Source organism: Hyphomicrobiales bacterium (assembly GCA_039973685.1).
Lineage (GTDB): Bacteria > Pseudomonadota > Alphaproteobacteria > Rhizobiales > JACESI01 > JACESI01.
On the sequence record JBDWKL010000012.1, the window covers coordinates 13623 to 25805 of the forward strand.

The following is a 12183-nucleotide window of genomic DNA, read 5'->3' on the forward strand; positions in this document are numbered from 1 at the left end:
ATCAAATGGAGATGAAATAGACGTTTTCCTGCGCACTGATTGTTATTTTCTGCTTTTGATCAATGGATATAAGCTCTCCATCAAGTACTAAAGGTGTATCGATGATGAGATCAAGTTTTTCTGCGCTTCCCGAATGATACCCCCTCTTCAACATCCAATTCATGCACCTGCCCGTGGCTGCAATAAGGGAGGCGGGGACAAGATAAGGGGCGGGCGCTAAGACATCTGTCCACCGGATCGACCCTTCCCCCTTCCCCCAGAAAGGATTAAGGCCAGCAACCAACGGTCCCTTTAAGGTCGTAACAAGCCCAATGAAGCGATTGCCTTGTTCCATGGGTTCTCCGTCAAGGGTGAGGTCAAGCGGAATTCCCTGACGCATTACTCCCTTACGTCCTTGTAAAAAAGCCGACTTCAACGTTTTGAAAAATACGTCCAACACTTGCAAAGGTCCAGTCGACGTATTTTCCTCGATGGCAAATTGAGTAGCGCGCGCAAAAGCACCCCACCCCATCATGAACCCACGCAAAGAAGCGCGTTCTGATCCTTCAAAATCAAGTCGAAGCATTGGCACCTTTTGCATGAATGACGCATCTTCATGTGCGGGTAAATCTTCGATTTTCAACAGTGATGCAGGGCTATGAAGCGCGCCTGTGTTTCGTGCAATCAAATTGGTGTTGCCGTTGGGCAGAATTCCGATAAACGGCAAATCAGAGCCATAAATATCTGGAAGATAGCTAAGAATTTCTCGCACAGTTCCATCACCACCATCAACGATAATGCACTTAACACCATCCCTGTGTAAGCCTGTTAAAAGAGCCGGCAAAGCAGCAATACCCGTTAAATCGATAGGTTTTATATTGGATGGGTAAGGCTTGGTTTTCCCAGCACGATTTTTGGAACTTGACGGATTACGAAGGACAACAAACTGCATCAGCTTTTCACCAACCACGAATGCGATATTTTGCTGTTATGCATTGTTGTCATTTCTTGTTATATCACTTTTGTTATCTCATCGCTTCTACCTTCTTTGATGCGACAAGCCAACCAAGCTTAATAATCAATATGTCTCATCGCACCAGACTTGCCCACCTATCAGATATCCATTTGCCATCAAGCTTGCCGCAAGGTTCTCAGTGGCTATCAAAATGTGGGCTAAGCGCATTGAGTTGGCTTGCGGGCAAACGTAAAAAACATCTTTCATCAATTGCAGATATCTTGCAGCAGGATCTGATCGACAGCGCGCCTGATCTTATTGCGGTGGGTGGAGACGTTGTGAACTTTGGCACGAGCCAAGAATTTCAGGCCTCCCAACCTTGGCTGCAAAAACTGGGTACTACTGACAAAGTTGTAACCGTTCCAGGTAATCACGAAGCGCTCACAAGAGGCTGGAAAAAACGTATCTCTTTATGGGGCGATTATGCGTCCCTTCGTGAAGAGCAAATGCCAGTTTTGCGCAAAGAAGGGGTCATCGGCCTCATCGCCGTTTCAACAGCGGTTGCAACCCCGCCCTTTATGGCAAGCGGCAAGGTCGGCGCGCAGCACATAAAGGCGATGGGCGATCTTATCACAGAGGCCCATTCACAAAACCTTTGTCCTGTCGTCTTGATGCACCACCCACCAACGGACATCACATCAAGGCGTAAGGGACTATCTGATCATAAGGCCGTCTGTCAGGAACTTAGCCAGCAAGGGGCAGCCTTAGTTCTCCATGGTCACACGCATCACGCAGAATTGTCGTGGATTAATACCCCGCTCAATGCAATACCCGTTCTCGGTATTCCATCTTTCAGCCTATCGCGTCATGATGGCCGTTATTCGGGCGCATGGAGAATGATTGAAGTGCACAAAGAAAAAAGCGATTGGATTATCTCTGTAACCGAGCGTACACTTGATGAAGAAGATAACCCTCAATCGTTGACGCCACTCAGGTTTTCGCAACCTATAAAGAAATAACGGGAACACGAAACTGAACGAGACATTTGAAAAATTTGGCTGGCCGCATACCAAAGTCATCGAACTTGATCATTGGTGCATCATGGTGCGACCGGCGCAACCGGTTCTTGGTGCCTTAGTCCTTGCATGCAAGCAACCCGTCACCGCATTTAGCGACATTGACGAAGATGGGTTTCGTGAACTTCAAATAGCCACAAAGACCATTGAAACAATGCTCAAAGCCGCAGTTGATTATGAGAAAATCAATTACCTGATGCTCATGATGGTTGATCCTCATGTGCATTTTCACGTTTTACCTCGATATTCGGGAACACGAGCATGGCAAGGGATCCAAATGGATGATGATGGGTGGCCCGGCCAGCCAGACCTTGGCAAGGCGGTAAAACTGACATCAGATCAACAAACAGATATGGTAGCTTTTCTCCGAAGTCACAGTTCAACCTAAACGGTTGCAAGTTGATCAAGGCGAATGAAGGAACATGATGGGATACATCGCAAAATTTAAGATCAGCCAGCTTGATGTCTATTTGCTCCGTCAAATGCTTCCTCGTATGGGAGGCGCACTTCTCGTTGCCCTTGGTGCACTTCTGATCGAGCGCATTTTACGCCTTTTTGATCTGGTAAGCGGTTTGGGAGCAGACGTTGGTCTTGTTCTGTCACTCGCGCTCAATCTTGTGCCGCACTATATCGGCCTTGCTCTGCCTGCGGCTCTTTGCTTTTCAATTCTAGCCAGCTTAGGCGCGCTTTCTAAGTCGAATGAGATTGATGTTTTGGAAGGTTCCGGCTGGTCCTTAAGGCGGATCGGCATTCCTTTCATTGCTTGCTCCATCGTGATGGTCTTCATTAGCCTTGTCCTGTTTGGGACAATACAGCCCTACAGTCGTTACGCTTTTCATGAAGTCCGCTATCAAATCAAGACGGCTGGATGGCAAGGTAAGGTCGAGCAGACCTCCTTCTTTGATATTGGCAAAGGAATGACCCTTTCAGTGGGAGAAGCTGACCCCAATAATCGGCTTTTTTATCATGTGTTTCTTTTGCGCAATGATGAACAAGGCGAAACCGTAACAACGGCACGCCGCGGAACATTGGCTCAAACGAAAAATGACGAAGGCTTTTATTTAGTGCTTGAAGATGGCCAAGTATTTCTATCAGACGGCCAAACAATCAAATTTGAAACGCTCCCCATATCACGCCGCTTCAACCTTGAAGACATTCCGTTTCGAGAACGAGGCGATAGCCATCGCGAACTTACTTTCTTTGAATTATGGGATCGAATGCATTCAGCCGAAGGCGGCGAAGCTGAGCCGCGTTTTGCAACAGAATTTCACAATCGTTTAATCCGCGCAATTTCCTTAATCGCGGTTGCCTTCATGGCTGTACCCTTGGGCATAAACCGGAAAAGAGTGCCGACATGGCGGCGCGCCGTTATCGCAATCGCGATACTTGCCGCCTACGATAACATTATAAAATTCGTTGCAGGGCTCGCAGCACTTGGACGTATAGACCCTGCTTTCAGTCTTTGGGGATTATGTAGTTTTTTCATTGCGGGTGGCTTTTGGCTATATTTCACGACACCCAGCCAAGGCTCGAATTCGCCCTTCAGTCAATTTATCGCCACTATCAATGACTGGATGTTCTATATAGGGCGGAAGTTACCTTACAAATCATCTAAAGCGCGACAATTACCGTGACACTCAGTTTTTATCTATCACGCTTTATTGGCATCCGTATCTTGATGGCTTGGTTTGCTCTCGCCATTCTTGGCATTAGCCTTGACCTGTTCCAAGCTGCAAACGACATTATTCCGCTTGGCGGTGCGCCCCGACTTTTGGAATACGTCATCTTTAGAACGCCTCAAATCTTAATAACGCTGTTTCCAGTCGCAACGTTGATCGGAGCGACGGTTGCTTTTTTAAGCCTTGGAAACAATCTGGAAGTGATCATATTACGCGCGGCTGGATGCGGCATATTCGTTATTCTGCTTCGGCTCATTCCGCTCGGTATCTTGCTTGGCCTTTTATATAGTCAGGCTGGTGATCGTGTGAACAGTTGGACGGCGGAGAAACTTGCTCTCTCTTTTCCCGAAATTAGAAATCAAGCGCCCGTTGGCTCATGGATGTGGGCACGCGATGGCAGCAACATCATTCGCGCACGTGTTGGAAACGAGGACGGCACGCTCCTTCATGAGCTGACTGTTTATGAAACCAATTCAAAAGGACATATCAGTGCACGCTTGACCGCTGAGCAGGCAACTTATGACGATGATCAATGGACCCTTTCTAAGGGGAAAAAAATTCAACCAGATGCAAAAGAGGCGGAAGAACCCCAAATATGGTCAACGCTTCTTTCACCTGACAGCGTTCGAGAGATTGCCAGTAAATCGGTCGATGTGAGCGCAGCTGATGCTCGTGAGGCTTTGTTGGGCAATGCCGTGACCACCCGCTCAACCGCCTATTATGCAACCCGCATTGCGCGCAGTTATTCTGCGATTGCTTTACCCTTTGCCATCCTTATGTTTGCCGCGTTAGCAGGTTTAGGCGGCACACGTAATGACAGTGGATTACGGCTTGCATCCTATTCCCTTATTCTTGGTTTCTGTTACATCGTCGTTGATGGCATGTTTGGCTCGTTAGGCGAAACCGGAATAATGCCCCCCTCTATTGCCGCTGTTACCCCAACGCTTATCTTCATCATTGTCGGAGTATGGGGTTTGGTTGTCCTTGATGAGTGACGGAAAGGTTCCCCACAATGCTTGAAATTGTGAGTGTTTCGACAAAGCGCGACCTTGATGTTTTTATCAAGATACCGGGCATGCTTGCGGCCAATGATCCTAATTGGATCGAACCCCTATGGTTCGAGCGAAAACAGTTTCTTTCCCCCAAGCACAATCCGTTTTTTCAACATGCTGATACAGCATTCTGGATTGCCTATAACAATGGCAAACCAGCAGGGCGTATCAGTGCTCAAATTGATCATTTATCCGCAACCGATGAAGATCGACGCATCGGATTTTTTGGCCTGATTGATGCCCGCGATGATGCTGTTTTGGACGGCCTTTTGAAGGAAGCAGAAAAATGGCTTTCCCAAAGAGGCGTTGAAAGTGTGCGTGGGCCGTTCAGCCTATCCATCAACGAGACCGCTGGTCTGCTTGTCGATGGCTTTGATAGCCCGCCCTATGTGATGATGGACCATCATGACCCTTGGCTTGGGCCTGCCGTTGAAAAGCATGGATATAGCAAGGTAAAAGATCTCGTCACCTATCGACTTGAGACAACAAATGGCTTGGAAGATCGTTTTCGCTCCATTGCCCAGCGTCCTTACGACGGACTTACAATCCGCTCGATCAACATGAAGCACTACGCAGAAGAAATTGTGACCGTCACTTCAATTTTTAACGACGCATGGGCTGGCAATTGGGGCTTCATTCCGCTCACTGAAGCCGAAATTGATGCGATGGCAAGTGAACTAAAACCGATCCTCGATCCTGAGCTGGTAAAAATTGCGGAACTTGATGGGAAGCCTGTCGCCTTCATCGTCCTTCTGCCCAATATCAACGAGGCGATCACTGATCTTGGCGGAAAACTCTTGCCCTTTGGCTGGCTCAAGCTTTTGTGGAAACTCAAAGTCTCCGGTGTGCGCACTGCCCGTGTGCCACTGATGGGTGTACGGCAGGAAATTTCCGACACGCTGATTGGAAAAGCACTACCGCTGCAACTGATTTATGCTCTTGAAGAAAGAGCCAAAGCGCGAAACATTCAAGAACTGGAATTAAGCTGGCTTTTGGAAGACAACAAGTCTGTGCGCAGTGTGGTAGAAGCAATTGGTGGCCAATTGTCTAAAACCTACCGCGTTTACGAAAAAGATCTAGGGTCGTCATCATAATGGAGTGGCAAGCTCTCGTTCTGGCCGGATCGCGCGGTTCTTCCGACCCAGTGGCAGCACATGCGGGCATAGCGCACAAAGCTTTTGTTCCCATCGCTGGAAAACCAATGATCGAGCATGTGGTGCAGACCTTAGAAGGTGCGGCAAACATTCGCGATATTGCCGTGTCGATTGAAACGGATGCTCTCGCGCTACCTCCAAGCACGACAAGATTAGATGCGGCCAGTTCACCAGCGTCAAGCGTCCTTAGCGCTCTTGACCATCTTGATACGCCGCTTCTCATCACGACCGCAGACAATCCGCTTTTGCGCGGCGACACTCTTGCTCATTTTCTAGAAGAATCCGCAAACTCTGATGCCGATATTCTAGCCGCTGTCAGCCCACGGGACGTGGTTGAAAAAGCCGACAAACCGGGAAAGCGCACCTATATTAAATTTTCCGATCACCATGTAAGCGGGTGCAATCTTTTTGCGGTCAAAACACAAAGAGGACGAAATGCGATCGCATTTTGGAGGCGGTTAGAACAAAACCGTAAAAAGCCTTGGAAGATGGCTTCTGAAATCAGCTATTTAGCGCTCTTTAAATATCTCATTGGCAGCCTTGATAGCAAACAGGCCATTAGAGGATTGGAAGAAAAAATGGATTGCAAAGCATCATTGATATTTCTTGATGATCCCTATGCGGCCCATGATGTCGACAAGCCAGAAGATTTGGCTTTTGCAGAACGCTGCCTTCAACGCGATCAAACTAAGCGCATCGCTCAATAGGTAGCCCTATTGCTCAAATTCTTCCAAGCCATCGCGGTTTTTTGCGATTGGCCCAATAACGAATTTTCGAGCTTAGCCCGCTGGTTAAATGCTTGTTTTCAACCACAGCTAGATCGTCATCAAGTTTGTAATATTGAGGGATGGCTGTTGAGATTCGATAAGCGCCACATTGAGCATCATCTAATCCCTCAATGCATCGCGCTAACCCTCGAATTGAACTTGTATGAGCGACAATCAACACACGTTTGTTTGCCTTAAGCGCTGAGCCTATCTCATTATTCCATAAAGGCTCAACACGCTTTGCGGCTTGCGCCATGCTTTCACTCTGCGGTTGAAGGTCCACTGGAATGTCGGGAAGCCGGTCAAGTTGCTCTATCCATCGCGGGTCGCTTTTTTCCAATTTTGGTGGGACCGCGTGATAGTCTCGTCGCCATTCAACTACCTTTGCATTACCGTGTTGCTCAATCATTTCCCCGCGCAATTCACCTTGCAAAGCACCGTAATGACGTTCATTTAATCGCCAGTCATAGGTAATTGCATCTTCTGACAACCCCAACTCGTTTGCCATGATCAACGTCGTCTGTTTTGCGCGCATCAATTGCGATGTGTAGCAAACATCAAAGACGTGCCCCGCCCTCTTTAAACTTTGTGCGGCAAGCAAGGCTTCATGTTGCCCACTCTTGGTCAAAGGCGTATCTGCCCAACCTGCAAAACGATTTTCTTTTGCTGATTGGGTCGCGCCATGTCGAACAAGAAACAGGATAGGCATCTTCAAATTCCGATAGTGAAAAAAACTTTCTATCAGTTAGATGTTTTGTTGCAAAGTGACGTGGTGCTGCTTATGGGGTCTGCTTGTGGTGTTTTATATCGGATTATGACATCTATGTGCCGAAAGACGAAAAACTGGAATCGGTTAAAAATGACGTATCCAACCAATTTCACGATGCATGAGAGAAAGTTCAAAGGCTTTTGATGTCAGACGAAGTTGGCAAACGAGTTCGCAAGAACACAGGCCTGATGCTGGGGGCCAAAATTATCGGAGCCGTGTTTGCTCTGTTTGGGCTCGTGTTTGCCGCTCGAGGGCTGACAACTGAGCAATTCGGCATTCTTATTTTCCTTCACGCCTACATTTTGTTTTTTACCGGCGTTGCCACCTTTGACAGCTGGTTAATCGTTGTACGACGTGCCGCAGGTGGATTGACTGGCGAAGACGCCTTGCGAGGTGATCCTAATCACTTCGGGCGAATTTTCAGGTTTTGCGTTTCCCTTGACCTTTTATCTGCGAGCGCTGGCTTTATTGTTGCCATTGCCATTGTATTTTTGTTTGGCCGTTCGCTCGAAATTCTCGAAGGCGCATCGCCTTATATTTTCTTTTATACGTTTCTGATTTTTCTCAATCAAAAATCGGCAAGTGTCGGCGTCCTGCGGCTCTTTGATCGCTACGATTTGATCGCCCTGAATTCGATAACGATCCCCTTCGTCAGAATGGTAGGTTGCGGCATTGCTTGGCTCAGCGATGCACCGTTTTTGGTCTACGTAATGGTGTGGTTTGCAGGATCTGCGATCAGCTATCTCACCCTGCCGGTTCTGGCTGTAATTGAGATGCGCAAACACAACCTTTGGTCAAAAGCGCTTGATGGTCGCATCAGCCTAAAAGCACCTGAGACGAAACTTTGGCGTTTTGTTTTATATACGAACATAGACACAGGACTTGCCGCTGGCGCGACACTCCTTCCGGTGATCCTTGCCGGTGTTGTGGGCGGACCAGTTTTTGCAGCAACCTTCCGTGTGGCCCAAGAAGTTGCAACCGTACTTGCAAAAGGCACGAAGATGGTGGAGCGGATCGTCTATCCAGAGTTCACCAGCCTGATCGCAAAGGGTGAAGGCAATCGCGTCCCCATTCTTGTTCTACAAACGGGGGGAGTGATGCTGATACTGGGTTCAGTGATTGGGTTAATAGTCTGGCTTGCTGGTCCTTATCTGTTATCGCTAGCATTTGGGGCTGCCTACGCCGATGCAACGGGCCTTGCCGTTCTCCTCATCATGGGTGCAGCGGTCACAGCGGCAGCAGGGCCACTCTTTCCAGCCTTTTATGCAGCGGGAAAACCTAAAAAAGTCATTTTTGCACGTGCTTTAGGGCTTGCAGTCATGGTCAGCAGCTTCTTTCTGCTCTACCACCTGATTGGAGAAATAGGCACCGGGTTTGCCGTTCTTTTAGGCGCGCTTATTTCATTGATAGTCGTCGCATATATCGCAAAACAACATGACTGGTCTCAGACCAAAGAACAGACCACAATGGAGGGACATCAGATGCAACAAGTCCTTCATTCCTCTGAGGAGAAAAGAAAACCATGAATACGAAAGAGGAAGCTCGTCTTTGCCTTGTCGGTGATCAGCCTTTTGAAATCTATGGCTTATCAATTAATGAATGGCAAAGCCGGAACTGGGCGAAAGCTGGGATCGAAAAAGCAGCTGGCACCATTTATGTAGCAACGCCTTGGGTGCTATCTTCAGGTCTTGCTGCTGCACTCGTAAGCACTCCAGGTGCAGCGCTCGTGAGCAATGGGTCCGGCCCAAAACGTTTGATTGCCGCTCATGTTAGTGGTGACGTCGACACGTCAGCACTCAAAGCGCTGATCGCCGCGCCACAAGTGAGCGATGAGGCAATCTCCGCACTTAATTTAAAACCGCAAACGGCAGAAGAATTAGCAGGCTTCTACAACAAAGAGCTACGCAAACGTGAAGCGCCCTTTGCGATTGATATCGAAACTCAGGGCCTGCGGGCGGCCGAGCAGGCGCTTTTCGACAGTTCTTATAAAGGCGTCACTGATTTCGTCACCAAATTTGCGTGGCCAATTCCTGCCTTTTGGGTAACCCGCTTTTGTGCAAAATGGCATATTTCTCCAAACACGGTCACAACCCTTAGTCTTGTTTTCGTACTCCTTGCCCTGTGGTTCTTCTGGAACGGTCAATGGGCACTTGGGTTTATTACTGGCTGGTTTATGACCTTTCTCGATACCGTTGATGGCAAACTGGCCCGCACAACTTTAACGTCATCAAAGTGGGGAAATATTTACGATCACGGCATTGATTTAATCCATCCTCCGTTTTGGTATTTCGCGTGGGTTGAAGGGATCAAGGCAAATGGTCTAGTTCTGCCTGATTGGATTGAAGCAGCTCTTTGGATCACGCTTGGCGGCTATGTATTTGGCCGTATTGTCGAGGGAGTATTCATCCACTACCACGGTTTTCACATCCATGTGTGGTGTCGTATCGATAGCTTCATGCGATTTATTACTGCCCGCCGAAATCCAAACACATTTATCTTTATGATATTTTGCATCATAGGTGCGCCAATTGCAGGTTTTGCAGCGGTTACCATTTGGACAGTGCTTTCAAACGCTTTCCATCTAGTCCGTTTGATACAAGCAGGATTAAGGCCTGCAAAACCACCCCTCATCTCTTGGATGACGGTTTAAGCCAATAAAGCGTACCACTGACACTTGCCACCATTTGTTGTCTGCCCTTAAAATGGCCAGACAACAATCAAACACAATGATGAATATGAAAATTATGAGACCACAGTTTTTTATCAATTTCGCTTTAATCACCTCATTACTCACGCCTGTGTCAGCCGTGGCAAATGAGGGTATTTTCGGCGAATGGATGGCTGACAACGGCAAAACAAGAATCATTACCTATGCTTGCGCTGATAATGCTGCGGAAGTGTGCAGCGCCATCACTTGGCTCAAAAGACCACGTAAAGACATCAACAATAAAAACCCTGCTCTGCGTAACAGGGATGTTGTTGGTCTTGAAGTTGGTAAAAACATGAAACCAAAAGGTGAAAACCGATGGGTGGGCGAGGTCTACAGTGATAAAAGAGGCGAAACCTTCCCAAGTACTGCGCGCCTTGAGGGTGATGTTTTGAAGATTAAGGGCTGCCTTACCAAGCGAAAGTTTATCTGCAAAACACGAACTTTCGATCGTATTGCTAACTGACCTGTATATTCATTGTAACGCTACTCGTCGCAACCATCCCAATCCTCATTAAAATAGTCTGGGCGTATACGGTTATTTTGATCCGTATTGTTTAGAGCAATTCTAAACTTGACTATTTTAGTCAAGAAACAATTGACTCTCTTTTTAAACAGCGTTAGGTCTAAGCCTCATCACTTGGATGACACCTCCCCCAAATCAAAATTTTAGTTTTGATTTGGAAAAATCAGCACACCTCCTTATGTCGCAGCAAGCCAGCCAATAGCAAGCCAGCACGAGCGATTGAACCCCTAATGCCTTCGGCATTTAGGCGCGAAAACATTTGAATGGATTCACTCATGTTGGGTAACACCTCTAGACGGCTTAGCCGTCATTTTACCGCTACTCTTTTAGCTGGCTCTTGTGCGTTAGCGCTACTTGGTAATGCAGCCTATGCAGCCGATCTTGATGCTGTTGAACAGACACCAGAACCATCCCCAAGCTATCCTTTGATCGAAGGCAGCTTTGTTTTCGAACTCGAAAGCGATGGCATTTTCAGTGATGATGGCGACGATGAGTTCGTCGATACATTTAACACAACAGAAGTCGCGCTTGATGTTCGTTTCAATAGCATCTTCTCTCTCCACACGGATATAACGCTTGAACCAGTCGAGGCTCCAAACGCTGGCCCGCGCGCTTTGGGTGATGACATCTTCTTTGAAGATCATGGTTTCTTTTTTGAAACATTGCATCTGCAAGCCGACTTCGAGCACTTTTCCTTATATGGCGGTAAAATCAACCCATCCTTCGGTTCTGCTTGGGATGTAACACCTGGCCTTTACGGTGTAGACTTTGCTGAAGATTATGAAATCACTGAGCGCATCGGTGTTGGTGGATCTTACACCTTCAAAACAGAAAGTGCCGGTGAGCATACCATCAATGCAGCTACGTTTTTTGCCGACACATCAGGCCTATCGCGTTCTTTCGGCACAAACCGTGGCCGTACAGCTGAGATCGACGGTGGTGCGAGCAACACTGAGAGTTTTGAAAGCTTTTCTGTCTCAATCGATGGCGGCGAAATTGAAGCCCTACCTGGCTTCACATACAATGCAGGCTTCCGTTTTCAGACAGCTGGTATTGGCGATTTTGACGATGAGGTAGGTTTTGTTGTTGGTGCTGTTCAAGAACTTGAACTCAGCAACGATGTTACACTAACCCTTAACGGTGAGATTGGTTACTTCGATAACTTTGATGGCGGCGATGCTGATAATCTATACGCAACCATTGGCGCAGGTATCACCTATGAAAAATGGTTTGGCGATGCAGCCTTCTCCGTGCGCGATGTATCCAGCAATGTTGGTGCAGATGACTTTACTGACCTCCAATTCCAAGCAGGTATTGGCCGTGAAGTATTCAAAAACGCAACGCTTGAAGTTGGCTACCGCTACCTTCGTGAAGAAGACAATGACAGCCACACAATTGGTGCGATCTTTGTTTATGAAACAGACTTCAAAATCCTAAGACCTTAACGCCCCCCCCCTCGCGTCGGTAGGCCAGTCCTATCGGCGCATTTTTTTGACTTTAAACTTGAGTTTTTTTATCA

At 47.6% G+C, this 12183-nt stretch carries 12 protein-coding genes; 10 read left to right on the forward strand and 2 right to left on the reverse strand.

Features of this window, described 5'->3' with window-relative positions; genetic code table 11:
* Position 1: 1 nt before the first annotated feature.
* Entirely contained in the window at positions 2 to 931 is a 930-nt protein-coding gene (locus ABJO30_02565) for a diacylglycerol kinase family protein (protein ID MEP3231694.1), read from the reverse strand.
* 131 nt (positions 932 to 1062) lie between these two features.
* Between ABJO30_02565 and ABJO30_02570 the strand changes: the two genes are divergently transcribed.
* Genes ABJO30_02570 through ABJO30_02595 form a run of 6 tightly spaced genes read left to right on the forward strand, consistent with a single transcriptional unit; the run spans position 1063 to position 6602 of the window.
* Positions 1063 to 1953, forward strand: a complete 891-nt coding sequence (locus ABJO30_02570) for a metallophosphoesterase (GenBank protein MEP3231695.1) — start codon at positions 1063 to 1065, stop codon at positions 1951 to 1953.
* A 58-nt stretch (positions 1954 to 2011) separates the two neighbouring features.
* Positions 2012 to 2398 carry an HIT family protein gene (locus ABJO30_02575; GenBank protein ID MEP3231696.1) on the forward strand — a complete coding sequence of 129 codons (387 nt, stop codon included), beginning with the start codon at positions 2012 to 2014 and terminating at the stop codon, positions 2396 to 2398.
* A 34-nt stretch (positions 2399 to 2432) separates the two neighbouring features.
* Positions 2433 to 3644, forward strand: coding sequence for an LptF/LptG family permease (locus ABJO30_02580; protein MEP3231697.1), 1212 nt, complete (start codon positions 2433 to 2435; stop codon positions 3642 to 3644).
* Positions 3641 to 4684 (forward strand): LptF/LptG family permease, encoded by a 1044-nt coding sequence (locus tag ABJO30_02585; protein MEP3231698.1) that lies wholly within the window; start codon positions 3641 to 3643, stop codon positions 4682 to 4684. Before ABJO30_02580 ends, ABJO30_02585 begins: the two co-directional genes overlap by 4 nt.
* A gap of 17 nt (positions 4685 to 4701) precedes the next feature.
* Positions 4702 to 5835 (forward strand): dATP pyrophosphohydrolase, encoded by a 1134-nt coding sequence (locus ABJO30_02590; GenBank protein MEP3231699.1) that lies wholly within the window; start codon positions 4702 to 4704, stop codon positions 5833 to 5835.
* On the forward strand, positions 5835 to 6602 hold the full coding sequence (locus tag ABJO30_02595; protein MEP3231700.1) for a nucleotidyltransferase family protein: 768 nt from the start codon (positions 5835 to 5837) through the stop codon (positions 6600 to 6602). The genes ABJO30_02590 and ABJO30_02595 overlap by 1 nt, the downstream gene beginning before the upstream one ends.
* A 13-nt stretch (positions 6603 to 6615) precedes the next feature.
* Here ABJO30_02595 and ABJO30_02600 read toward each other — a convergent pair whose 3' ends face one another.
* Positions 6616 to 7371 (reverse strand): 2,3-bisphosphoglycerate-dependent phosphoglycerate mutase, encoded by a 756-nt coding sequence (locus ABJO30_02600; protein MEP3231701.1) that lies wholly within the window; start codon positions 7369 to 7371, stop codon positions 6616 to 6618.
* A 203-nt stretch (positions 7372 to 7574) separates the two neighbouring features.
* On the opposite strand from ABJO30_02600, the gene ABJO30_02605 reads away from it, so the two are divergent.
* From ABJO30_02605 to ABJO30_02620, 4 genes are all read left to right on the forward strand, one after another.
* Entirely contained in the window at positions 7575 to 8957 is a 1383-nt protein-coding gene (locus ABJO30_02605; GenBank protein MEP3231702.1) for a lipopolysaccharide biosynthesis protein, read from the forward strand.
* Positions 8954 to 10081, forward strand: a complete 1128-nt coding sequence (locus ABJO30_02610; GenBank protein ID MEP3231703.1) for a CDP-alcohol phosphatidyltransferase family protein — start codon at positions 8954 to 8956, stop codon at positions 10079 to 10081. The genes ABJO30_02605 and ABJO30_02610 overlap by 4 nt, the downstream gene beginning before the upstream one ends.
* Before the next feature lie 94 nt (positions 10082 to 10175).
* Complete coding sequence (locus ABJO30_02615; protein MEP3231704.1) at positions 10176 to 10604, forward strand: DUF2147 domain-containing protein; 429 nt, start codon at positions 10176 to 10178, stop codon at positions 10602 to 10604.
* A gap of 335 nt (positions 10605 to 10939) precedes the next feature.
* A complete protein-coding gene (locus ABJO30_02620; protein ID MEP3231705.1) occupies positions 10940 to 12109 on the forward strand; it encodes a hypothetical protein in 1170 nt (389 codons plus the stop codon).
* Positions 12110 to 12183 lie beyond the last annotated feature (74 nt).

What these genes read in the sequence shown, in the direction of transcription:
- ABJO30_02565 (MEP3231694.1), bottom strand. Translation starts at nt 931, where the DNA reads ATGCAGTTTGTTGTCCTTCGTAATCCGTCAAGTTCCAAAAATCGTGCT.
- ABJO30_02570 (MEP3231695.1), top strand. Translation starts at nt 1,063, where the DNA reads ATGTCTCATCGCACCAGACTTGCCCACCTATCAGATATCCATTTGCCA.
- ABJO30_02580 (MEP3231697.1), top strand. Translation starts at nt 2,433, where the DNA reads ATGATGGGATACATCGCAAAATTTAAGATCAGCCAGCTTGATGTCTAT.
- ABJO30_02590 (MEP3231699.1), top strand. Translation starts at nt 4,702, where the DNA reads ATGCTTGAAATTGTGAGTGTTTCGACAAAGCGCGACCTTGATGTTTTT.
- ABJO30_02595 (MEP3231700.1), top strand. Translation starts at nt 5,835, where the DNA reads ATGGAGTGGCAAGCTCTCGTTCTGGCCGGATCGCGCGGTTCTTCCGAC.
- ABJO30_02600 (MEP3231701.1), bottom strand. Translation starts at nt 7,371, where the DNA reads ATGCCTATCCTGTTTCTTGTTCGACATGGCGCGACCCAATCAGCAAAA.
- ABJO30_02605 (MEP3231702.1), top strand. Translation starts at nt 7,575, where the DNA reads ATGTCAGACGAAGTTGGCAAACGAGTTCGCAAGAACACAGGCCTGATG.
- ABJO30_02610 (MEP3231703.1), top strand. Translation starts at nt 8,954, where the DNA reads ATGAATACGAAAGAGGAAGCTCGTCTTTGCCTTGTCGGTGATCAGCCT.
- ABJO30_02615 (MEP3231704.1), top strand. Translation starts at nt 10,176, where the DNA reads ATGAGACCACAGTTTTTTATCAATTTCGCTTTAATCACCTCATTACTC.
- ABJO30_02620 (MEP3231705.1), top strand. Translation starts at nt 10,940, where the DNA reads ATGTTGGGTAACACCTCTAGACGGCTTAGCCGTCATTTTACCGCTACT.